General features: G+C 48.8%; 20 protein-coding genes. 17 read left to right on the forward strand and 3 right to left on the reverse strand.

Annotated elements, in window-relative coordinates; all coding sequences use genetic code 11:
• Positions 1–50 precede the first annotated feature (50 nt).
• On the reverse strand, positions 51–590 hold the full coding sequence (locus tag DFP97_RS15840; RefSeq protein ID WP_114381157.1) for a YhcN/YlaJ family sporulation lipoprotein: 540 nt from the start codon (positions 588–590) through the stop codon (positions 51–53).
• A 119-nt stretch (positions 591–709) separates the two neighbouring features.
• On the opposite strand from DFP97_RS15840, the gene DFP97_RS15845 reads away from it, so the two are divergent.
• Together DFP97_RS15845 and DFP97_RS15850 are read left to right on the forward strand one after the other, a co-directional pair.
• Positions 710–2,041, forward strand: a complete 1,332-nt coding sequence (locus DFP97_RS15845; RefSeq protein ID WP_114381158.1) for a PhoH family protein — start codon at positions 710–712, stop codon at positions 2,039–2,041.
• A gap of 140 nt (positions 2,042–2,181) precedes the next feature.
• Positions 2,182–3,471 carry an extracellular solute-binding protein gene (locus DFP97_RS15850; RefSeq protein WP_181873544.1) on the forward strand — a complete coding sequence of 430 codons (1,290 nt, stop codon included), beginning with the start codon at positions 2,182–2,184 and terminating at the stop codon, positions 3,469–3,471.
• A 48-nt stretch (positions 3,472–3,519) separates the two neighbouring features.
• On the opposite strand, the gene DFP97_RS15855 is transcribed toward DFP97_RS15850, so the two are convergent.
• On the reverse strand, positions 3,520–4,623 hold the full coding sequence (locus DFP97_RS15855) for a coiled-coil domain-containing protein (protein WP_147275064.1): 1,104 nt from the start codon (positions 4,621–4,623) through the stop codon (positions 3,520–3,522).
• A 76-nt stretch (positions 4,624–4,699) separates the two neighbouring features.
• On the opposite strand from DFP97_RS15855, the gene DFP97_RS15860 reads away from it, so the two are divergent.
• On the forward strand, positions 4,700–5,854 hold the full coding sequence (locus tag DFP97_RS15860; RefSeq protein ID WP_181873545.1) for a class I SAM-dependent methyltransferase: 1,155 nt from the start codon (positions 4,700–4,702) through the stop codon (positions 5,852–5,854).
• Between the two features lie 75 nt (positions 5,855–5,929).
• Here the strand turns inward: DFP97_RS15860 and DFP97_RS15865 are convergent, their stop codons facing one another.
• Entirely contained in the window at positions 5,930–6,166 is a 237-nt protein-coding gene (locus tag DFP97_RS15865) for a DUF2626 domain-containing protein (protein ID WP_114381162.1), read from the reverse strand.
• Positions 6,167–6,432: 266 nt separating this feature from the next.
• Between DFP97_RS15865 and DFP97_RS15870 the strand changes: the two genes are divergently transcribed.
• From DFP97_RS15870 to mraY, 14 genes are all read left to right on the forward strand, one after another.
• Positions 6,433–7,083 (forward strand): RsfA family transcriptional regulator, encoded by a 651-nt coding sequence (locus tag DFP97_RS15870; protein ID WP_114381163.1) that lies wholly within the window; start codon positions 6,433–6,435, stop codon positions 7,081–7,083.
• A 168-nt stretch (positions 7,084–7,251) separates the two neighbouring features.
• Entirely contained in the window at positions 7,252–8,250 is a 999-nt protein-coding gene (locus DFP97_RS15875; RefSeq protein ID WP_114381164.1) for a ketopantoate reductase family protein, read from the forward strand.
• Between the two features lie 6 nt (positions 8,251–8,256).
• Complete coding sequence (locus DFP97_RS15880) at positions 8,257–8,652, forward strand: DUF3397 domain-containing protein (RefSeq protein ID WP_114381165.1); 396 nt, start codon at positions 8,257–8,259, stop codon at positions 8,650–8,652.
• A 149-nt stretch (positions 8,653–8,801) separates the two neighbouring features.
• Positions 8,802–10,442: a bacillithiol biosynthesis cysteine-adding enzyme BshC gene (gene bshC, locus DFP97_RS15885; protein ID WP_114381166.1), complete on the forward strand. Its 1,641-nt coding sequence runs from the start codon at positions 8,802–8,804 to the stop codon at positions 10,440–10,442.
• A 23-nt stretch (positions 10,443–10,465) separates the two neighbouring features.
• Positions 10,466–11,728 carry an adenosylhomocysteinase gene (locus DFP97_RS15890; RefSeq protein WP_114381167.1) on the forward strand — a complete coding sequence of 421 codons (1,263 nt, stop codon included), beginning with the start codon at positions 10,466–10,468 and terminating at the stop codon, positions 11,726–11,728.
• A 188-nt stretch (positions 11,729–11,916) separates the two neighbouring features.
• On the forward strand, positions 11,917–12,933 hold the full coding sequence (locus DFP97_RS15895; protein ID WP_114381168.1) for a DUF4349 domain-containing protein: 1,017 nt from the start codon (positions 11,917–11,919) through the stop codon (positions 12,931–12,933).
• A 136-nt stretch (positions 12,934–13,069) separates the two neighbouring features.
• A complete protein-coding gene (gene mraZ, locus DFP97_RS15900; protein ID WP_114381169.1) occupies positions 13,070–13,507 on the forward strand; it encodes a division/cell wall cluster transcriptional repressor MraZ in 438 nt (145 codons plus the stop codon).
• Between the two features lie 30 nt (positions 13,508–13,537).
• Positions 13,538–14,488: a 16S rRNA (cytosine(1402)-N(4))-methyltransferase RsmH gene (gene rsmH / locus DFP97_RS15905; RefSeq protein WP_114381170.1), complete on the forward strand. Its 951-nt coding sequence runs from the start codon at positions 13,538–13,540 to the stop codon at positions 14,486–14,488.
• 15 nt (positions 14,489–14,503) lie between these two features.
• Positions 14,504–14,905 (forward strand): cell division protein FtsL, encoded by a 402-nt coding sequence (gene ftsL, locus DFP97_RS15910; protein WP_114381171.1) that lies wholly within the window; start codon positions 14,504–14,506, stop codon positions 14,903–14,905.
• 56 nt (positions 14,906–14,961) lie between these two features.
• Positions 14,962–17,175 carry a penicillin-binding transpeptidase domain-containing protein gene (locus DFP97_RS15915; protein ID WP_245976295.1) on the forward strand — a complete coding sequence of 738 codons (2,214 nt, stop codon included), beginning with the start codon at positions 14,962–14,964 and terminating at the stop codon, positions 17,173–17,175.
• 137 nt (positions 17,176–17,312) lie between these two features.
• Complete coding sequence (locus DFP97_RS15920; protein ID WP_114381173.1) at positions 17,313–19,253, forward strand: stage V sporulation protein D; 1,941 nt, start codon at positions 17,313–17,315, stop codon at positions 19,251–19,253.
• 77 nt (positions 19,254–19,330) lie between these two features.
• Complete coding sequence (locus DFP97_RS15925) at positions 19,331–20,818, forward strand: UDP-N-acetylmuramoyl-L-alanyl-D-glutamate--2,6-diaminopimelate ligase (protein ID WP_114381174.1); 1,488 nt, start codon at positions 19,331–19,333, stop codon at positions 20,816–20,818.
• The gene (locus tag DFP97_RS15930) at positions 20,815–22,230 is read left to right on the forward strand and encodes a UDP-N-acetylmuramoyl-tripeptide--D-alanyl-D-alanine ligase (protein ID WP_147275065.1); all 1,416 of its coding nucleotides are present in this window, start codon (positions 20,815–20,817) and stop codon (positions 22,228–22,230) included. Before DFP97_RS15925 ends, DFP97_RS15930 begins: the two co-directional genes overlap by 4 nt.
• 4 nt (positions 22,231–22,234) lie before the next feature.
• Positions 22,235–23,191, forward strand: coding sequence for a phospho-N-acetylmuramoyl-pentapeptide-transferase (gene mraY, locus DFP97_RS15935; RefSeq protein WP_114381175.1), 957 nt, complete (start codon positions 22,235–22,237; stop codon positions 23,189–23,191).
• Positions 23,192–23,199 lie beyond the last annotated feature (8 nt).

Genomic DNA, 23,199 nt, shown 5'->3' on the forward strand with positions numbered 1-23,199 from the left:
GGCCTTTACCAAATCTTAAAGCGTTAGTTTTCAAGCATAAAACCAGTTTTTTACAAAGTCTTATTCATTTTTGGGGCTTCCTGCTTCTCTGGCTCCTGCGGTAAGATATCTCGTGGAAGCTGGGGAACAAGACGGCCCATAATATCGGCCATTTCTTCAGCAAAGCCAGCTATTGGTCTGCCGCGTCTGATATCTGCGCCAATCTCGTTTAGCCTTTGGGTTAGATCCATATCTGCCGTTACGAGGGCATCTATACCGTAGGGGTCTTTGCGAAATGCTTCTGCTACAGAATATTTTAGCGTACCTACTTTGGAGCGCTCCATCTTGGCATCAACATCAATACCGACGATTGCGGTGTTTCCGAACACGACGCAATGCGCATTCGTAACGCCGTTAATTCCTTTGGCCAACTGCTCCAAATGTGCCGCGACCTGCTCCGAATTTTTAATTTCCTTCTTCCTTGGTTCGGTTTGCTGGGCCTCAACACGGCCATTATTTTGTGGAGAGGGTGATGTCTCATTACGTGCGACGGTGCTGCAGCCTGTCGCTACAATCGCAATAATGATCGCTGAAGTAAGCCATTTGAACATGTTTACCACCTCTTTTTGATGTTAAAAACGCATAATGTTACCTGTCCGCCATAGTTTACCCGCTGCTACGCAAGGCTATGTATGTTTTTAATCGAATATCCAACGCCGGGAGGGTTCTCATGAAAAAAATATTCGTGCTCGACACTAATGTGCTGCTTCATGATCCGCAAGCGATTTTTGCTTTCGATGATAATGAGGTCATAATTCCCGCGGTTGTGTTGGAGGAAATAGATTCAAAGAAAAGGCTGGCTGATGAATTAGGCCGTAATGCGCGAACCATCTCCCGTTTACTCGATAAGATGCGTGAGAGAGGGCATTTGCATGAGGGCATTGAGCTTCCAAGCGGCGGCCTGCTCAAAGTGGAGCTGAATCACCGCAGCTTTATGCGCGTACAAGAAATGTTTGGAGAAATGTCCAATGATAATCGGATTTTAGCGGTTGCGCTAAATTATCACCTAGAGCAAGAAAATGAGACTGAGAAGCAAAGCATCGTTTTGGTTAGCAAGGATGTGCTCGTTCGAATCAAAGCCGATGTGCTCGGCTTGCAGGCACAGGACTATCTATCTGATCGAGTGGTCGTTTCGTCCGATTTCTACTCGGGCTATATGACGCTTTATGTACACCCTGCCGTAATCGATGAGTTTTACACGTATCGGTTTCTAACTGTGAACAATATGAATCTTAATATACGGTTAAACCCTAATGAGTTTGTCATCCTTCGGGATGAGATGGGTACGTCAAAATCCGCGCTTCTGAAGGTGAGCCAAGACGGCGCGAAGCTTGAACCGCTTTTTCTTAGCAATGATCCGATCTGGGGTATCACGGCGCGCAACGCTCAACAGCGAATGGCGCTTGAACTGCTTCTGAACGACGATATACCGCTTGTAACGCTAACAGGTAAAGCTGGTACGGGTAAGACGCTGCTCGCGCTTGCAGCGGGTCTCCTGAAGGTTGAGGATGAGCATAAATATAAGAAGCTGCTGATTGCTAGGCCAGTCGTGCCAATGGGAAAGGATATCGGCTATCTTCCTGGTGAGAAGGAAGAGAAGCTGCGCCCGTGGATGCAGCCGATTTATGATAATTTGGAATATTTATTCGATACGAAGAAGGCTGGGGATATCGACAAAATATTAATGGGAATGGGCAGCATTCAAGTAGAGGCGCTCACCTATATTCGCGGCAGATCGATCCCGGGGCAGTTCATTATTATTGACGAAGCGCAAAATTTAACGAAGCATGAAGTAAAGACGATCGTTTCACGTGTCGGAGAAGGCAGTAAAATAGTGTTGATGGGTGATCCGGAGCAAATTGACCATCCTTACCTCGATTCCATCAGTAACGGTTTGACTCATATCGTTGAGCGGTTCAAAAACGAGGGCATCAGCGGTCATATGACTCTGGAGAAAGGCGAGCGCTCGAAGCTTGCGCAGCTTGCAGCTGATTTGCTCTAGCCGTTGAATAAATACAGCATAAAGGACGGTTCCCTGAAAGTGGAGCCGTCTTTTTTTGTCATGGCTATGTTCATTTGGACAAATTTTTGATTTATTGCTATCCTATTTTCAGAAGCTACATGGATGAAAGGAAGAATGCTGTGTCTCCCAGAAAATATGTGCCTTTCATTATTGGCGCGTTACTTTTTGCAGCCCTGATGCTTATTCAATTCTCAGGCCATACGAATCCTGCGCGCGTGGACAAGCCTGACGGAAAAACAACCGTTCAGTCCGCACCGGGAGAACATGTCATTGATCAAACATCGGACATTCATGTAAGCGTTTCCTTGCCTTCCGATCAGTTTAGACTGCTGGTAGGACTAAACCGCAATTTTATGATGAAATATCCTCATATTCAGGTACAGCTTGCCAATGAAGAAACAGAGGACAGGGCTTACGCTTTATGGACCGAACAAAGTCAGCAAGGGACGGCTTCTGACGTCATGCTGCTGGATAACGGTTTCGTTATCCCTTTTGCAGTGGAAGGATTTCTGAAGCCGGCAGATAGTATCATGACTGGCGATATGCTCTCTGACCAAATGATGGGATTGCTGGACCCTTTACGATGGAATGGCTATTTATGGGGGGTACCAAAGGACGTTAATCCGTATGTTGTCGTTTGGAACGGTGACCTGTTAACCCAAGCCGGATTAAAGGAGCCGCCGACTGATTGGGCCGCATACCAAACGGCCGCTGCAAAGGTTATGGAATGGAATGCGGAGACGAGTATCGTAAATTGGAGTGCGGGCGATTTGTACCAGCAGCTCGTTTGGCTGGGAACGTTCCAAACGGATCAGTCGGATCATATTAATTTGCGTAAAATAAGTGAAAAGCAGGCGGACCAGCTCAAATGGTTTCAAGCGGTAGAGCGGAATGTTAGCCGCATCAGGATGCAAGCGACGGGCGAATTAAACGAAGCTCTGCTTGGGAACAAGCTGCTTGCAGCGATTTTACCGTGGGATGCATTTGAGAAATTAAGTGAAAAAGTTCGCGGAAAGCTGGTTGTCGACCGCAATCATATTTTGTTTCCGTGGTTAAACGGCCGCAGCTATGTGATCTCTTCAAACAGCAAAGTCGAGGAGGAGGCTATGCTGTGGATCCGGGAAATGACGGACAGCAACAATCAGCAGGTGATCTATGAGCAGTCAGGACAGCTTCCGGCTAGAGCATCCTTGTATGCTTCGAACAGTTCTATACAATCCGGTCAATTACGAATCCCTCCAGCTTGGTGGCTGAAAAGGTTGAATGCAAAGCAGCCCGATGATCAATTGGCGTTTCCTGAGCCGCAGTGGCCGGTAAGATGGCAGCAACGCGAGCGGCAGTGGCAATTATTTTCGCAGCAACCGCTTCAAATCGATGCTTACATCAATGCGCTGACAGCTAGCGAATGAGTGAAAAAAGTGACTGCTTCAGCAAAGGGCGGAAGCAGTCTCTTTCTCTTAAAGCTTGAGGCTCAGCTTAATCATGAGCTCGCCATCTCTCATTTCAACGGATTCAGCTTTAAGGAAGGATACAATTAAATCAGGATAGAACCCGAGATCAAATTCTTCTTCCAATGCATTACGGGTCGTATCCGGCAAAGCAAAGCCGTTGAACAGCAGTTCATCGACATGAAACAGGATACCGTTTTTCGGATCATTCTCGATCGTGTAATGACCGGCTATGCGAATTTCCATATCATCGCGTTTACCTTGAGCTATTACTTTATCATTTGTAAATTGAAACGAAAAATGATTAAAAATTTCATTTTGATCGCGTAAAAAAGTATTTAAATCATTCTCGGGAACCCGGATCGTATATTGAAAGCCTTTAATTTCAAGCAGCTGCTTATTTTCTTGGACCCAGCTTGGAAGCTTCTGCATGGCCTTCGACAGCTCGCGGAAATATTGCTTGACCTCGTTCATGCCGGCTGAGTCCCAAAATGAGGTAAGCTCCTTCATTAATAAACGAAGCCTGTCAGCGTCCGAACGGCCGGCCAGCTGCTCTTCGAGCTGTTTTTCAAGTTCCAACACACGTTCCCGCTGGGTATGCAGCTGTTGTTCAATTGCCGTAAGCTCATCTTGCCTTGTCTCGAGCTGCTTGTAGCCTTCCTGAACCTTCTTGTATTGCTCCATATAGGTATCCAAGGTATGCTTATCGTATGTAAAAATAAATTCGGCATAATCAATCATTTGCAATAGATCGGACAATGAATCAAAGGATAGAAGCGCTGTAAACAAAAAATCCCGTTCTCCCATATAGTAAGCGCGCAGGATGCTTCCCGCTTCGTCTTGCTTGTCCGAAATTTGCTGCTCCTGCAGCTTTAATTGTTTTTCCGTATCTGTCTTTGCGAGCAGAAGCTGTGCTTTTTGCTCCTGGATACGGACGATTTCTTTATCGATCTCCAAGACGGATAAACTTTTCTCAAGCAGCGTGTGTCTATCATCAAGGGCCGGCTGAGGCTCGGCCAATACGGGAAGCCGAATCAGGAGCCATGCAAACAGAAGCATAGCTGTGGCAGCAAAGACGATACGTATGAGCTTAGCGGGTAATATCAACGGCATCCTCCCTCCTCAGCACTCATTTTATGCGGCAATCAAATCTATTATATCTTACATTTGGAAAAGGATGAACGAAACAATGACGGAAAACGCACTTGCCGTTTCTATTGCGAAGCAAATTACCGAATCTTCCTGGACGGGCTGGTATATGGATGCAGGAGGAGTAACGCATACAGTCAAGTGTATTCCGTTCCGTCAGTATATGAGCTGCTGTTTATACGATGCAGAGTATGGCTATTATCGTTCAGGACCTGTCCGAATCGGAAAAAAGGGCGATTTCTATACAAGTTCGGGAATTGGACGCGTTTTAGCGGAAGTTATCGCCGGTTATTCCCTTCAATATGGAAGGGCAATCGGCAAGCCTCTTCGTCTCATTGAATGGGGAGCCGGAACAGGGAGATTATCTGCGCAGATAGCGGCAGCGGGTCAAACGCTAAGCGACCATTGGGAGGAGCGGTTTATTTCTATCCTAATCGAGGATCATCCATCACATGCGCTTGCGTCTCGCGAAGCATTTGCAGCCTTAAAGGGAACGATACATGCTCAACCGCTGTTAGCGACGTCAGATGAAGCGTGGGAAGCGGACTGGCTGCGGCAGCCTGCGTTAGTGCTGGCCAATGAGCTTCTGGACGCTTTTCCCGTGCATCGGGTGCAATGCGTGAATGGGCAATTGGCCGAGCTTGGCGTTGCTGGAACTGCAGAGCATGGGTTTCATGATGTCTACATGCCGCTTACCGATCCGCGAATCAGCGGATGGCTTGTTCGTGACGGCATTCAACTAAAGGAAGGTCAGCAGACGGAGGTGCATGCAGGGGCGGCTGACTTTCTGAAGCGACTTGGAAGCACGATGACCGAAGGGCGGCTCCTTCTTATTGATTACGGGCATGAATCTGCAGAATATACAGCGGAGCACCGCATGTTAGGCACGTTAATGTGCTACTGGCAGCATCAAGCAAGCGACAGTCCTTTCGTACGTATTGGCGAGCAGGATATAACGTCGCATGTACCGTTTACGTTTATTCGTCATTCGGCAGAGGAAAGCGGCTGGCAGGTAAGCAGTTATTCAACTCAGAAGCAATTTTTAATCGATAATGGTGTTTTTGAGCTGCTTCAGAATCATAATAGTACGGATCCCTTCAGTGAGATGGCCCGCATGAATCGGGCGATCAGGCAGCTGCTGCTTAGCGATCAAATGAGCGAGACCTTTAAAGTTATGGTATTGGACAAAAGATAGCGGGACAAACAAAACGGTGTCAGCCCCATAGGAGCTGACACCGTTTCGCTTTTTTGCATTTTGTATAAATGCGCCTTAGAAAGGCAAGTCCAACTTGAAGACCGACCAATACGTGAAACCCACGAATGAAATGATCATATATCCCCAGAACATAACTATGTAAGTTCTCTCGGAGAAATTCAAGTAGCCTAGAAATACGAAAGCAACGGCTTGCGCGAAAAACAACAACGCGAATTCCGTCATATGGCCTGCGAAAGCCATTAGTCCGATTACCAGGGTCCAAAAGCCAAGTACCCGATACATGCGTGCCATGATAACATCCCCCTTTCGCTGCGACCCGATTTTCTAATGATCATTATAACGTTTGGCGAAAAAAGTGTAAACCTGCAACAGTGACGAAATCGCAAACTTTTTATTCACAGCTGTCGGCCCTACATTCAGTTTGCTCAAATATAAGACCTAACATGTATGAGAGGGTGAAAATTTGGTTATACAAATTAGTATCCAATAGATTCTATGAACTCTACCAAGGGCATAGAGATAAAGTAAGCGCCTTTACGTTAGGAGGTTTTCGTTGCATGACAGCAGTTAGACAAGATGCGTGGAGTCCGGACGACGATTTAATTCTCGCCGAGGTTACGCTACGCCATATTCGCGAAGGCAGTACCCAGCTTGCAGCGTTTGAAGAAGTAGGGGAACGTATCGGACGCACATCCGCAGCATGCGGGTTCCGTTGGAACAGCTGCGTTCGCAAGCGCTACGAGGATGCGATACAAATCGCAAAGCAGCAGCGCCAGAAACGAAATTATTTGAAAAAACAAACGATTGTTGCAACGCCCCACGTTTCATCCTTAGCTGTTTTTGAAGCGGACGAACGTGGATTTAAACATGATACGTCTTCGCTTGAGGAAGGATTATCGGTAGATGCCGTTATCCGTTTTCTCCGCGGGTGGAAGTCGACCTATCAAGATTTAACGCGTCAAATCAAACTGTTTGAAAAGGAATTGAAAGACAAAGATGAAGAGCTTTACCGGCTGCGCGATCAGAATGAGAGACTGTCCAAAGAGGTAAACAATGTTCAAACGGATTATCGCGCCGTGAATGACGATTACAAAACGTTGATTCAAATTATGGACCGCGCAAGGCGTTTAACGGTTTTGACGAATGAAGAAGAAGCAAAGCCAAGATTTAAGATGGACGCAAACGGCAATTTGGAACGTATTGAATAAGTTATAAGGATTAACAGGAGAGGCTCGCCTACGATAGGCGAGCCTCTCTTCTGTTGCATTATTTTCAACAGATTTGTTACGATGATTAATATACCGATAATGAAACGATAAGGTAATCAGAGAATTGCTGATTGGATGCGAGTGTTTGTTGCGAGAAAGGGGTAGGACGTGCGGATTGACGTAATAGGCGGAGGCTCGATAGGACTGCTCTACGGTGCTAAGCTGGCAGATGCGGGAGCTGAAGTGACAATATGGACGCGAAGCAAGGAGCAGTCCGAGCTGCTCAGCGCTCAGGGAATTCTGCTGCAAGTGATGGATGGAACCAGTAAACGAATCGAACGGGTGAATAGCAATTGGATCGACTGCTTTTCGGGAAGGTTTGTGGATAAGGCCGGTCAACCTCATAACGGCTTTCGTTGGATTTTGCTAACCGTTAAGCAAACGGATATAAATGATCGGCTGTTAGATCAGCTTAACGCATTTACTGCAAGCTCATCGGATGGGGCTGCTGCTGTCATATGTTTACAAAACGGTATCGGTCACTTGGACCGTATTAAGAAGAAGCTTCCGGATACGCCGTTGTTTGCGGCAGTGACGACGGAGGGGGCGAAGCGAATAGACGGTCGAACGGTTCAGCATACCGGAAAAGGACAGCTATGGCTTGGCGAGTGGAGCGGAAATAAGAGCAATCGAGATGAATCCCTCGAAATCTCGCAAAAAATGTTGATTTCCTTGCTTCAATCGGCAGGATTTACCTCTTTTCTGTCGAATGACATGGAGAATCGTATATTTGCAAAGTTATTGATCAACGCTGTTATCAATCCATTAACCGCAATGTTTGATGTAACCAACGGCGAATTGCCTATGCATCCTACACGCAAATCGTTAATGACAGCGTTATATGCGGAAACTGAGCTAATATTGAGGAAAGCCGGCATGAAATTGCCGCACGACGGGTGGCAGCAGATAATAGAGATATGCAGGCAAACAAGCGGCAATGTCTCTTCGATGTTAAGCGACGTTCGGGCGGGCAGAACTACCGAAATAGACGCAATAAATGGCGGGATTGTAAGGCTCGCAGAGCAATTTGATATACCTGCTCCGATAAATCGAGCAGTGACTGCACTTATACAAGCACTACCTATGGAGCCGGATATGAAGGAGTGAAGGACGATGGCGGTGATTTGGGAAAGCATCAAACATTTATATGCTTATTTGGCGGTCGTTCCAATCCTTCCTTTCGCTATCGTCTTGTTTGGTTACGGCGCATATATTCAAGATCGAAAGAAAGCGTTTCGATTAGCAATGGACATTACAACCGCATTTCTAATCGGCTGCGTAGCCGTTTTGTTCGATAGTTTGTTTAGCAGCCAATTTGGCATTTACGGCATATTGTTATTTATGCTGCTGGGAGGCGGATTGCTCGGAAATGCGCAGTTTCGCAAACGCGGCAGCATCGACGCCAAAAAGATTTTCCGTACCGTTTGGCGGCTAAGCTTTTTTACGATGAGCATATTGTATGTCGTCTTTATGTGCATCGTCATTGGTAAATTGGTGCTCACTGCATAAATTAGATTATTTCGAGAACAACGTCTCTCATAAGCAGAGGCGTTTTTGTTTTGACGGGCGGCTTCACCTTTGTGTACAATTACGATGTTAAGTGAGTTTATCAAAAAGCCGTTTCGGCGGCTGGCAAGCGGGAGGTTACAGGCTGCGCTATGAGAACAGAAACATATGCATTGCCGAGCGCCCAGCCTTTGACGGAGGCTTATATACATCGGACAGATAACCGTATCGAAGCTCTATACGGCTATCATTCGGGAGCGGAGCAGGACTGGGATAGACGCATGAAGCGTCTGGAGAAAAGCAGCGGCGTTAGAGCGGATGCCGCAGCAATTGCGCACGTACTTCGCGCATATAATGAAAAGGTCGGCGCCGCATCTGAAGTATTTGCATCGATTTCATCGATTGCGGAAGGGGCGCCCGTTGTCATTGGCGGCCAGCAAGCTGGTTTATGGACCGGACCGCTGCTCGTCATACATAAGGCAGTATCCATCATTGGAGCGGCCAAATCAGCAAGCGAGCAGCTTGGACGTGAAGTGGTGCCGGTTTTTTGGATTGCCGGAGAGGACCACGATTGGGATGAAGCTAACCATGCTTACGTACTTACGGCAGAACAGGAGCTTCGCAAGCTGGCGGCTGCGCGTCCGGAAGGAGCCCGGACATCCGTTAGCCGGACAGAAATTTCAACTGAAACGTGGGAGCAATTGCTGAATGAGCTGGAGCAGGCGCTGCCGCATTCCGAATTTAAACCGGCATTGCTTGAAGAATTGCGTCAGATGACCCGCAAGTCGGACTCGTTATCGGACCTGTTTGCATTCATTTTGAGTCATTTGTTCGGTAAGGTAGGATTGGTGCTCCTCGATGCGGACGATCCCGACATTCGCCGTTTAGAAGCTCCAATGTTCAGAACAATGATTGAACGGAACGACGATTTGGAGCAAGCTTACAAGGCCTCTGCTGAATTAGTAGCGCAGCTCGGTTATACATTGCAAGCAGATGTAACGCCGGGCAGTGCCAACTTATTTGTTTTCCAACGGGCTAACGGAGATGAACGAACGCTTCTGCATAAGCAGGGCGGATTGTTTCAGGACCGCAAAGGCCAAGTGACCTTTACAGAGGCGCAGCTGCTTCAGCTCGCTGATGAGCAGCCTCAGCAGCTTAGCAACAACGTGCTGACGAGGCCGCTTATGCAGGATTATTTGTTCCCGGTGCTTGCGACGGTTTTAGGTCCTGGAGAGATCGCTTACTGGGCGTTAACCGGGGAAGCGTTCCGGACGCTTGAAATGGAAATGCCTATTATTGTTCCGCGTATGTCTTATACGTTGATCGAAGGAACGGTCGCTAAGCATATGTCGAAGTATGAGCTTTCCTTCGAGGATGTTATGCTTCGCTTCGAGGAGCGGAAGGGGCAGTGGCTGAAGGAGCAGGACGGGTTGTCCATCGAGCAGCAGTTCGCCGAAGCCAGGCAGACTTTCGAGCAGCTATACAAACCGCTGCTTGATCTGGCAGCTTCCGTCCAGCCTGCGCTCTCCAAGCTGGGCGATACGAACTTGCAAAAAATTATAGAGCAAATCAATTATATGGGAGCGAAGACGGTCGACGCCTTTAACAAGCAATTCGAGGCATCGACCCGCCAGCTCGACCGGATTCATCTTTCGATTAAGCCATCAGGGAAGCCGCAGGAACGCGTGCTCAATATGACTGCTTATTGGAACCGTTACAGCTTAACGTGGCTCGAGAAGCTGCTGGAAGCACCTTACAGCCGAACAGGCGGGCACCTTATCGTTTATCTGTAAAAAAAATAGGAGGTATAGCATTAATGAGTACAGCAGACAAAAGCATTATTGCCGATCTGTCATTAGCGCCGGAAGGTCATCTGAAAATCGATTGGGTACGCGCTCATATGCCGGTATTGAACACCATTCGCGAGCAATTTGAAAGGGATCAGCCTTTCAAAGGTCTAAAGGTTACAATCGCGCTTCACCTGGAAGCCAAAACGGCTTATTTGGCTAAGGTTGTCAAAGCAGGCGGAGCGGAAGTAACCATTACGGGCAGCAACCCTTTATCGACGCAAGACGATGTATGCGCGGCTCTCGTAGAGGACGGCATAACCGTTTTTGCAAAATATAATCCGAGCGCGCGGGTGTTTAAAGAGCTTAACATCAAGGCGCTGGAGTGGAAGCCGGATCTTATTATTGATGATGGCGGAGATCTTGCGACTATATTGCATTCAGAGCGTCCTGAGCTTGGTGAAAACCTGCGCGGAGGTGCGGAAGAAACGACGACCGGCATCATCCGCTTGAAGGCGATGGAGAAGGACGGCTCGTTGAAATTCCCGATGGTAGCCGTTAATGATGCCTATTGCAAGCATCTTTTTGATAACCGCTATGGTACCGGGCAGTCCGTGTGGGATGGAATCAACCGGACAACCAACCTGATGGTAGCCGGTAAAACGGTAGTTGTCGTAGGCTACGGCTGGTGCGGTAAAGGCGTGGCGATGCGTGCGAAGGGACTCGGCGCTAACGTTGTCGTAACGGAAATCGATGCTATTAAAGCGGTCGAAGCCTACATGGACGGCTTCGCGGTTATGCCGATGATCGAGGCGGCTAAGATTGGGGAGTTTTTCGTTACCGTAACAGGCAATCGTGACGTTATTCGCGGCGAGCACTACGAGGTAATGAAAGACGGGGCTTTAATATCTAATGCTGGTCACTTTGACGTTGAAGCAAATAAGCCGGAGCTTGCGGAATTGTCAGCGAGCGTTCGTACGGTACGCCGCAACATCGAGGAGTATAAGCTGAAGGACGGACGCAGCATCTATCTGCTTGCGGAAGGACGGCTTGTCAACTTGGCAGCGGGTGATGGTCACCCTGCGGAAATTATGGATATGACTTTCGCGCTCCAGGCGGTAGCTTTGAGATATGTGAACGAGCAGTATAAATCCATCGGCAATCAAGTGGTGGATGTGCCTTACGAGCTGGATGAGCAGGTTGCACGCCTGAAGCTCCAGTCGCTGGGAATCGGAATCGATAAGCTTACCGAGGAGCAAATTGCTTACCTGGACAGCTGGAAAGAAGCATAATACGGCTTTAAGAAATAGATATACCGGAAAACCGCGAGCAATCGCGGTTTTTTTGTTGTGCTTATTTAGGATCAGGTATGTGAAATCGGTGCATCAGAATAAAAAAATCTTGAGAGCGGTAATGGCAAAGCTGTAACCTTTTATTAGCATGAAGCGTCTGAAGATAAAAATAGCAGGGGGGAATTTTCTTGTATAGACGAATGAAGAGTGTATGGTTTTGGGCTGCTATTATTACTATAATGGCGATGCTGGCCGGCTGTTCATCGGGTAACGGCGACATGTCAAAATCCAATAGCGGCTCGGCGGCGAATGAGAGTGCAATGTCGGAACAAATGAGCAATACTGCCGCTACTGCGGCAGACTCCGGCGAGTCAGAGAAAGCGGATGCCGAATCACCTGCGGACTTGAAGGGCGGGACAGATCAGGCTGCAGGCGGCGGATTTGCATCGGAAACAGCGTCCGGAACGGAAGGGTTCAAGCAAAAAATAATTTATACGGCAGCTTTAAGCATGGAGGTCGATGATTTAGCAGCTGCCGCAACCTCGCTTCGTAATGTCATTCATCAGAACGGGGGTTATATTTTACAATTTCAAGATACACGGCATGACGGGGAGATCGGCGCGAGCTACACGATTAAGGTGCCGGCCGCGGGATTTATGTCGTTTATTGATCGCGTAGAGCAAATTGACCATAGAGAGTTTGAACGAAACATCGGAGGCAAAGACGTATCAGAAGAGTACGTCGATCTCGAATCCAGGCTCAAAGCGAGGCTGCTTGTAGAGGAGAGGCTGCTCAGTATGATGGATAAAGCCGTCAAAGCCGACGATTTGCTGAAGTTTTCGCAGCAGCTGTCAGAAGTGCAGGAAGACATTGAACGCATCAAAGGAAGAATTCGTTATTTAGACAACAATGTGTCCTTCTCCACTGTGGAGCTTCGAATGTATCAAACCGATCAATCCATAAAACAGGCTGGCATAGACAATCCGCATTTAGGCGGAAGGATGTCTGATGCGCTGGCAGGAAGCACGAAGGTTGTGTTGGATGGACTGAAGCTTTTGCTTGTTATACTGGCAGGCGCATTACCCGTCGCTGTCCTGCTGGCCGTTATTGCTGTACCGGCTGTCTGGCTTTTACGCCGCAAGAGACGCGTTATTGTAGGGCAGCAAAAGCTGCCTGAAGAGGAGCAGCAGCCTCCAACGTTATAATCTTTAATAGAGTGAAATATTTTTGAAAAATCCTGCTCTTGGAGCAGGATTTTTATTTTAGGTGGCGAACTATTGTATCTAAGTGGGGAAAAGTGGGGCAAAGTGGTGGACAGAGGGGAAGAGGTGGGGCGGACTCATGTTTATGGGTGAATATCAACATAGCATTGATGAGAAGGGCCGCATCATTATACCTTCGAAGTTCCGCGATTCACTCGGTTCCTCTTTTATAGCTACCCGCGGCTTAGACAATTGTTTATTCGTATACCCGATGAGCGAGTGGAGCGTTCTGGAGCAAAAACTTAAATCGCTGCCGCTTATGAAATCAGACGCGCGCGCTTTTACACGTTTTTTCTTTTCCGGCGCTACCGAATGTGAGCTGGACAAACAGGGAAGGGTAAACATACCAAGCCATCTTCGCGAATATGCAAAGCTGGATAAAGATTGTATGGTGCTTGGCGTATCCGGACGCGTAGAAATTTGGAGTAAGCAAACGTGGGACGGCTATTATGAGCAATCGGAGCAAACCTTTAACGAAATTGCCGAGAAGCTCGTCGATTTCGATTTTAACTTCTAGAATGGACAACAAGAATGGGAGGGCTGAAGCGTGTTTCAGCATACTACAGTGCTTTTGGAGGAAGCGGTTGACGGTTTGGCGATTAAGCCGGACGGCATCTACGTCGATTGTACGCTTGGAGGAGCGGGTCATAGCGAGCTAATTGCGTCCCGTCTAGGCGAAGGAGGGCGTTTAATCGCATTCGATCAGGACGACTGGGCGCTGGATAATGCTCGCGTTAGGCTAGCTCCTTATCTGGATAAGGTAACGCTGGTAAGAAGCAATTTCCGTGATTTGGAGCAGGAGCTAAGAGGCTGCAGCGTTCCTCTGCTGGACGGCGTGCCTCAGGTGGACGGTATTTTGTTCGATCTCGGCGTATCCAGCCCGCAGCTTGATGAAGCGGAGCGCGGATTCAGCTACAATCTTGATGCCCCGCTTGATATGCGTATGGACCGCGAGGGCGATCTGACCGCTCACGAAATCGTAAATACATGGGATGAACGAGATATTTCCCGCATATTGGACCGTTATGGCGAGGAGAAATTCGCCCGTTCCATTGCCCGGAATATAGTGAAGGCACGCGAGAAGGCGCCTATTGAGAAAACGGGAGAGCTGGCCGAACTAATTAAATTATCTATACCGGCTGCTACAAGACGGACGGGCGGACATCCGGCCAAACGTTCTTTTCAAGCGCTCCGTATTGCAGTGAACGATGAGCTTGGTGCGGAGGAGGAAGCGCTGGAGCAGGCCATTCGCTGCTTAAAGCCGGGCGGCCGCGCCTCGGTCATAACATTCCATTCCCTAGAGGATCGAATATGCAAGCAGATGTTTGCGAAGTTTGTAGAGAAATGCACTTGTCCAACTGACTTTCCGCTATGCGTATGCGGAAATGAAGGAACATTGAAGCTAATAAACCGCAAGCCGATTGTACCTAGCGAAGAGGAGCTGGAGCTCAATCCTCGCGCAAGATCGGCAAAATTAAGAGTTGCAGAAAAATTGTAAAGAGGGGGATTTGATATGGCGTACGTGAATGGCAATTTAGCGCTGCAGCCAAAGCGAAAGCAGAACCAGCAGCAAGTAATCCGGGAGACAAAAAAAGTTGTAGTAACTCGTAAATCCATACCGGTACAAGAAAAGCTGTTGTATTTATTCACTGTATTGATGTGTGTTGTCGTAGCTGGTGTCATTATTTTTCGCTACGCGCAAATCTATGATATGAACTTGGAAATCAAGCAGCTTAACAATGACTATCAAGCGATGAATGTGGAAATGGAAGAATTGAAGAAACAGGTTGAGATGCTCAGCGATCCGGAACGCATTCGCAAAATGGCGGAGACGCAAGGCATGGTTAGTTCTTTAGAAGGCGGCATAACGGTGAAAACCGGTGACGACGAGATAAAATCAGCTATGCGTGAATAGGGTGAGCGATGATGAAAAAACGAATTAGATTGCGCACATTGTTATTTGGAGGGGTAATGACCCTCCTTTTTCTCATTTTAATAAGCAGAATCTATTATGTTCAGGTTGTACAAGGCGCAGAATGGTATGAAAGAGCGAAGACACGCTGGTCGGCAAACGAAGTGCTGGTCGCAAAGCGCGGAACGATAACGGACAGGAACGGAAATGTGCTTGCAATGGATACGAACGCTTATAACGTCGCGGTCAATCCGCAGGCTATTCATGACGCAGACCTCACGGAAGAGGTCATTGACGGTCTGCACGACATACTAGGCAAGCCGGAGGATGAGCTTCGTAAGCTCGTAACGGCGAAGAAAGAGAATGGACAATATTATAGTCAAAGGGAGGTAAGGCAGGAAGGCTGGAAAATTGACAAAACGTTAGCCGATGAAATTAGAACATTTCGTGAAGAGTTGTCCAAAGAAAAGGAAGTGACTGATGTTGGCATCTATTTGGCAGAGGATTTGAAGCGGTATTATCCTAGAAGTACATTAGCTTCGCAGTTAGTCGGTTACTTAGACAAAGACGGCGCAGCGATGACGGGCATTGAAGCTTTCTTTAATGAACAGCTAAGCGGCGAGAATGGCCATATTACCTATGAGAAGGACGGTAAGCGCGTCCAGCTTGCAGAAGGAGAGGTTGAATATAAGCCTGCACACGACGGACAAGATATCGCGCTGACCATCGATAGCGACATTCAGTATTACGTAGAGGAAGCGCTGCATGAAATTGTGACTAAGTATGCGCCTAAGAGCGCGACGGCAATAGCGGCGGACCCTAATACGATGGAAATTTTGGCGATGGCGAACGTCCCGGAATATAACCCTAACGAGTTTTGGAAAAGCTCATACGCGAACTCTTATAATCATGCCATTAAATCTTTGTACGAGCCGGGCTCCACGTTTAAAATCGTAACGCTCGCTGCGGCGGTGGAGGAAGGAATATTTAATCCAACTGAAATGTACAAGTCGGGCAGCATCAAAATTCCCGGAATACCGAGGGCGATCCGAGATATTAAGCGTGAGGGCTGGGGAACGATTTCCTTCCTGGACGGCTTGAAGTATTCGAGTAACGTCGCTTTCGTCAAGCTTGGTTACGAGAGGCTGGGGGAAAACAAGCTGCGCGATTATATTACCAGATTCGGCTTTGGGCAGAAGACCGGTATTTCACTTAACAATGAGTTGACTGGTTCAATCCGCTTCCAATACGCGAGCGAGGTGGCTAACGCTACGTTTGGTCAAGGTGTTTCGGTTACGCCCATTCAACAGGTGGCGGCTGTCGCTGCGGTTGCGAACGGCGGGAATCTGCTGCAGCCGCAAATCGTGAAGAAGATTACGGATCCTGTAACAAAAACGACAACGGAAATCGAACCAAAGGTCGTCCGGAGAGTCATTACCGAGGAAACCTCCCGTAAGGTAGGCGAATATTTGGAGCAGGTCGTATCGGATCAGGAGAAGGGTACTGGTAAAAATGCTTATATTGAAGGCTACCGCGTGGCGGGGAAAACGGGTACTGCGCAAAAGGTAGTTGACCGTGAATATTCGGATAGCAAATTCGTCGTTTCATTTATCGGTTATGCGCCTGTGGATAATCCGAAAATAGTCGTTTACATCGTGGTAGATGAACCGAATGACTCCTTGGTCGGCGGTGGCACGGTTGCAGCCCCGGCTTTTAAACAAATCGTATTGAAAAGCTTGCGTAAAATGGGTGTGAAGCCTAATTACAAGACGAATTCAGATGCGGCAAAAAATGAAGTAACGGTAGAAGTGCCTGATTTGAGTAAGCTGCAAGTCGCGCAAGCGAAAGCGGAATTGAATGCGAAGGCAATGACGTTTGAATTAGTTGGCAACGGCAAAACGGTATTGCAGCAAATTCCGGCTGCGGGATCAGCCGTTCATCCGACACAGCGTATTTATTTAATTACGGAACAGCGGGAGAAGCTGACCATACCGGATCTGACAGGCAGCTCGCTTCGGGATGCGCTCGAAATAACATCATTAATTGGTATTCGTCTCATTCCAGAGGGGCAGGGCTTCGTCGTTTCCCAGAAGGAAGAAACGTTAAACAATGTGAGAGTATTGAGAGTAGTGCTTGCGCCGCCGCATGGGGCAGGAGCGGAATCGAAGCCGGCTGATGCCGGTTCTAACGATACCGTTGATAAAAAAGGGGCAGATGAGAGGGCAGGGCAGGAGGCGGATGTTCAAGACTCCACTGGTGAATCTGCCGGGTAGAAAAATCTGTTCTTGGTACGAATAATTGTAAATGTCAGTGCGTAAAGCTTGTTCTATCCTCCTCTTGTCCCGAATAATCTGGGAATGAGCGTCAGCGTACGCTCCTTTCGAACAGTTAGGCGGAGGGGGAACAAGTAATGAAGGTATCCAATGTGACAGTTAGACGCCGCTTATTCATCGTGCTTATATTAGCTGGAGTGTCATTCGTGGCATTATGTATCCGGCTTGGATATGTCCAGCTGTGGCTAGGTGAGGAGCTGGCGAACAAAGCAGAGGACTCATGGAGACGCGACATTCCATATATGGCTAAGCGCGGAGAAATCGTGGACCGCAACGGCGTTCAGCTGGCTTATAATGTAAGTGCGCCTACCGTGTATGCTATTCCTGTGCAAATTAAGGATCATCAGGCTACAGCGGCTGCTCTAGCTCCGCTTTTGGACATGTCAGAAGAAACCATCCTAAAAAAAATCAAAACCAAATCAATGATCGTCAAGCTCGGACCAGGCGGACGTAAAATGACGCTTGATAAAGCGGAGCAAATTCGCGGGCTGGGTCTTCAAGGGATCGTTGTCGCAGAAGATAACAAACGTTTTTATCCTTACGGCAATCTTGCAGCGCATGTGCTTGGTTTCACGGGGATTGACAACCAAGGGCTGACAGGTATTGAAGCCAAGTACGATAAAGAGCTAAGCGGCATTAAGGGAAGCGTTTCGTTTTTGGCGGATGCGGCGGGACGTAATATTCCTAATTCGACGGAGACGTATAACGGACCGAAGGACGGGCTGACGATGCAGCTTACGATCGACAAGCAAATTCAGACCGTTATGGAGCGCGAGCTCGACCAGGCGATGATGAAGCTGCAGCCTGACGGCCTTATTGCGATCGCAATGGATCCGAAAACCGGTGAAATTCTCGGAATGGCCAGCCGGCCTACTTATGAGCCGGATAAATACCGCGAGGTCCCTACGGAGGTATATAACCGCAATCTTCCAATATGGATGACTTATGAGCCCGGTTCAACCTTCAAAATTATTACGCTTGCGGCAGCCTTGGAGGAAAATAAGGTTGATTTGAAAAACGAGCGGTTTTTTGATCCGGGAGCGATTGAGGTGGGCGGAGCGCGGCTGCGCTGCTGGAAAAAGGGCGGTCACGGAAGCCAGACCTTTCTGGAGGTCGTGGAAAACTCATGCAATCCAGGCTTCGTGACGCTTGGCAACCGATTAGGGAAAGAGAAGCTGTTCGCATATATTAAAAACTTTGGCTTCGGCACAAAGACCGGCATCGACATTGGCGGCGAGGAGAATGGCATTCTTTTTAAGCTAAATCAGGTAGGTCCGGTAGAGCTCGCTACAACGGCGTTCGGTCAAGGCGTATCGGTAACGCCGATTCAGCAAATAACGGCCGTTTCAGCAGCAATAAATGGAGGCACGTTATATAAGCCGCATGTGGCGAAAGCATGGATTAATCCGGAAACGGGAGCTACGGTTGAGACGGTGGAGCCGGAAGCGGTGCGCAGGGTTATTTCCGAGGAGACGTCGAAGGAAGTGCGGGAGGCGCTTGAAAGCGTCGTTGCTAAAGGAACCGGCCGAAATGCGTTTATCGACGGCTACCGGGTCGGAGGCAAGACAGGTACTGCACAGAAGGTTATTAACGGACGTTATTCTCCGAATGAGCATATCGTTTCGTTTATCGGGTTCGCTCCGGCAGACGATCCGCAAATTATTATTTACGTAGCGGTAGATAATCCGCAAGGGATCCAGTTTGGTGGTGTCGTAGCTGCGCCGATCGTCCGTAACATGATGGAGGATTCGCTGTCGATTTTGGGGATTCCGCAGCGTGAGAAGCAAATTGACCGCATTTACAAATATGGCGAAACCCCGATTGTAACTGTGCCGAATTTGGTCGGTAAGACGGTATCGGACATTTATGAGGACATGAATATGAATTTCAATCTGACTTCAGCAGGCTCGGGCAAAACGGTCATTCGTCAAGCGCCCGCAGCGGGTGCCCGTGTTGAACGGGGATCGACGATCCGGATCTATTTGGGCGATGACGATAATATATCCCACTCACATTGACTATAATGGTAGTTAACGAGAGTGCTGCGGGCGGCATATAGTAAATCCGCCGGCGCTTTAGGGAGGAGTTGAAGCAGATGCGATTAAAGGAAGTTGCAGAGCTGCTATTGACCGCGCGGCTCGTTGGCGATGGGGAAACGGAACTGACCGGCATTGAAACGGATTCACGCATCGTAACCAAAGGCCAGTTATTTATCTGCTTGCGGGGCCATACGGTTGATGGCCATTTGTTTGCGCCTCAAGCAGCCGGGGCTGGTGCCGCGGCTTGCATTACCGAACGTGAGCTTGCAATCAACATCCCGCAATTGATCGTAAAGGATTGCCGGCTGGCAATGGCGGTCATCGCCGATCATTATTATTCGCATCCCAGCCAGAAGCTCAAACTTATCGGCGTCACCGGAACGAATGGCAAGACGACAACAACCTATTTAATTGAGCAAATTTTAAACGATCAGCTCAAACCGACAGGCGTCATCGGCACGATAGAGCTGCGGTATGCCGGGCAATCGTTCCCGATGTCGGGTACGACGCCGCAGTCGCTTCAACTGCAGCGTTATCTCAGTGACATGTGCGATTCCGGCATCCTTTATTGCGCGATGGAAGTATCGTCGCATGCGCTTGAGCAGGGGCGGGTCAAGGGCTGCCGCTTTCGAACCGCAGTGTTTACGAATTTGACACAGGATCATCTTGATTACCACGCCACAATGAGTCGTTATGCCGCAGTGAAGGGGTTGTTTTTTTCTCGCTTGGGCAACGTTTATGCTGCAAAAGAGAGCGACCGTTCTTATGCCGTCCTCAATGCTGATGACGGATTGTCCGCACAATATGCGGAGCTGACCGCTGCTGAGGTCGTGACATACGGCATAGAAAACGACGCTGACGTTCGTGCTTCGAACATCCGCATTACGGCGCGAGGCACATCCTTTCATGTAAGCACCTTCCGGGGCGATGCGGATGTAACACTGCAAATGGCAGGCAAGTTTAACGTATACAATGCGCTTGCAGCGATTAGCGCTGTATTAATAGAAGGGGTGGAGCTGGGCGCGATAACCGCGAGTCTCAGCTCCATTTCGGGTGTCCCCGGACGCGTAGAGGCCGTCAATGCCGGCCAGAGCTTCGCTGTTATCGTTGATTACGCCCATACGCCGGACGGACTTGAAAACGTGCTCCGAGCCGTACAGCAGTTTGCCGAGCAGCGCATCATCTGTGTATTTGGCTGCGGGGGAGACCGGGACCGAACAAAACGTCCCCTGATGGGACAAATCGCTGCAAAGTATGCGGATTATGCCATAATTACGTCTGATAATCCGCGAACGGAGCCGCCGGAACTTATTTTAAAGGATATAGAAGAGGGACTAACGAATAGCAATATTGATACCGGAAAATACGAATTAATTGCCGATCGCAAGGCTGCAATTCAAAAAGCGGTTGAAATGGCAAGCCCAGGCGATGTAGTATTGATTGCGGGGAAAGGCCATGAAACCTATCAAGATATTAATGGAGTCAAGCACCCGTTCGATGACCGAATAGTTGCGAAAGAAGCGATAAGGGGAATCATACATTGATTAAACGTACGATTAAGCAAATTGCCGACATGTGCGGCGCAAACTGGAATGGAAATAATGCAGGGCTTCTTATATCGGGCGTAACGACTGACTCCCGGCGGGCTGAAGCGGGTCAATTGTTCGTGCCGCTTGCCGGAGAGCAGTTCGACGGACACGATTATGCGGAGCAAGCTATTAATAACGGAGCTGTTGCCGCGCTCTGGCAAAAAGGACGCGAGGTTCCTGAGGCACTTGCCGACGTGCCGCTTCTCCTTGTTGGGGATACGCTCGTTGCGCTGCAGAGGCTTGCTGCTGCTTACCGCAGCGAGCTGGTCGTTCGCGTTGTGGGGATTACAGGCAGTAACGGTAAGACGACAACCAAGGATATGACCGCTGCCATACTCGGCACTGTCTACAGCGTCCATAAAACAGAAGGCAACTTGAACAATCATATTGGATTGCCGCTTACAGTGCTTCAGCTTGATGAACAGACGGAAGTGGCCGTGCTGGAGATGGGAATGAGCGGCTACGGCGAAATCGAACTGCTAACGAAAATTGCCCAGCCTGATGCTGCTATTATTACGAATATCGGCGACGCCCATCTGCTGCAGCTTGGCTCGAGAGCGGGAATTGCCAAAGCAAAGCTGGAAATCGCTTTAGGATTAAGCGAGGATGGACTGTTGCTGTATAACGGAGATGAGCCGCTGCTGGAGGCGGAGCTGCACCGCAGTGCGATTCCAAGCGGCATTGTGCGCCGTACCTTCGGTCTCGCCGAGCGGAACGAATGGTCGGCTGCCGATATTGTCATTGAGCCTGAGGCGGCTTCATTTACGGCAATGTTCAATGGAACGCCGAGCGGTCTCGGAACCGTTCGCATCCCGGTACCTGGCCAGCATAATGTAAGCAATGCGCTTGCCGCTGTAGCAGTCGGACGGTTTTTTGGTGTCCCGGCTGCTAAAATAGTCGAAGGCTTGAGCGGCATGAAGCTTACAGGCATGCGTATTCAACCTGTCCGCGCTTTTAACGGAGCCATGCTGTTGAATGATGCCTACAATGCTAATCCTACTGCAGTAAGGGCAGCAATTGACCTTATTGCCCAGTTAGACGGCTACCGCCGCAAGTGGATCGTGCTTGGCGACATGCTCGAGCTTGGACCGGAAGAAAAGGAGCTTCATTTTGAAGTGGGTGCCTATATTACGCCAAGCAAGGCGGATGCCGTGCTTACCTTCGGGCCATTGTCGCAGCATATTGCGGAGGGTGTAAAGTCGCGTTTCCCAAGTGAAGTGGCTGATGGAGCCATTCACCATTTTGACGATAAAGAAAAGCTTGCAAATTGGCTCGGCAGTCAGCTGCAGCCTACAGACATCGTGCTCGTCAAGGGCTCACGCGGCATGCGGATGGAACAGATTGTCCAAGCTTTAGAAGTGGGGTGAGGATTTGGACATGATGGTCATATTATTTTCAATCGGTGCCTCCTTTCTTCTAGCGGTTTTGCTCGGACCATTGTTCATTCCGCTGCTTCGACGTTTGAAGTTCGGTCAGCAAATTCGGACGGAAGGACCGCAAAGTCATTTGAAAAAAAGCGGTACCCCGACTATGGGCGGCATTATTATTATGTTCGCGCTCATGATTGCCTTCTTAAAATTTTCGGATAAAACAGCTGAGTTTTGGGTGCTGCTAACTGCTGCACTCGGTTTTGGACTAGTAGGGTTTCTTGATGATTACATTAAAATAGTGTTTAAACGTTCGCTTGGACTTACAGCGCGTCAAAAGCTTTTCGGGCAGCTGCTTTTTTCCATTATTGTGTGCGCGATGCTCTACAACATGAATCACAGCACCGAAATTACAATTCCGGGGACGGCATGGGGCTTTGATCTTGGCTGGTTTTATTATCCGATGGTCGTTATTATTATGTTCGCTGCAAGCAACTCGGTCAATTTCACGGATGGACTTGACGGCTTGCTGGCAGGGACGAGCGCGATCGCATTCGGTGCGTTTACGGTTGTGGCGCTTCAAACCTCAGCGCATGAGTCGGCCGTTTTCTCTGCGGCCATGGTTGGAGCTGTACTAGGCTTTCTTGTTTTTAACGCCCATCCCGCGAAAGTGTTCATGGGAGACATGGGCTCGCTCGGCATCGGCGGCGGTATTGCGGCGGTGGCGATTTTAACAAAGACGGAGCTGCTGCTCATTATTATTGGCGGTGTTTTCGTAATGGAAATGCTGTCGGTCATTTTGCAGGTGGCCTCCTTTAAGCTTCGCGGCAAGCGGATTTTCAAAATGAGTCCGATCCATCATCATTTCGAGCTGATCGGCTGGTCCGAATGGAAGGTCGTTACCGTATTCTGGCTTGTTGGTCTCGTACTTGCGGCGATTGGACTTTTGTTCGTCATATAAACTACAAA

The organism is Paenibacillus prosopidis (assembly GCF_003337375.1).
Taxonomy (GTDB): domain Bacteria; phylum Bacillota; class Bacilli; order Paenibacillales; family Paenibacillaceae; genus Pristimantibacillus; species Pristimantibacillus prosopidis.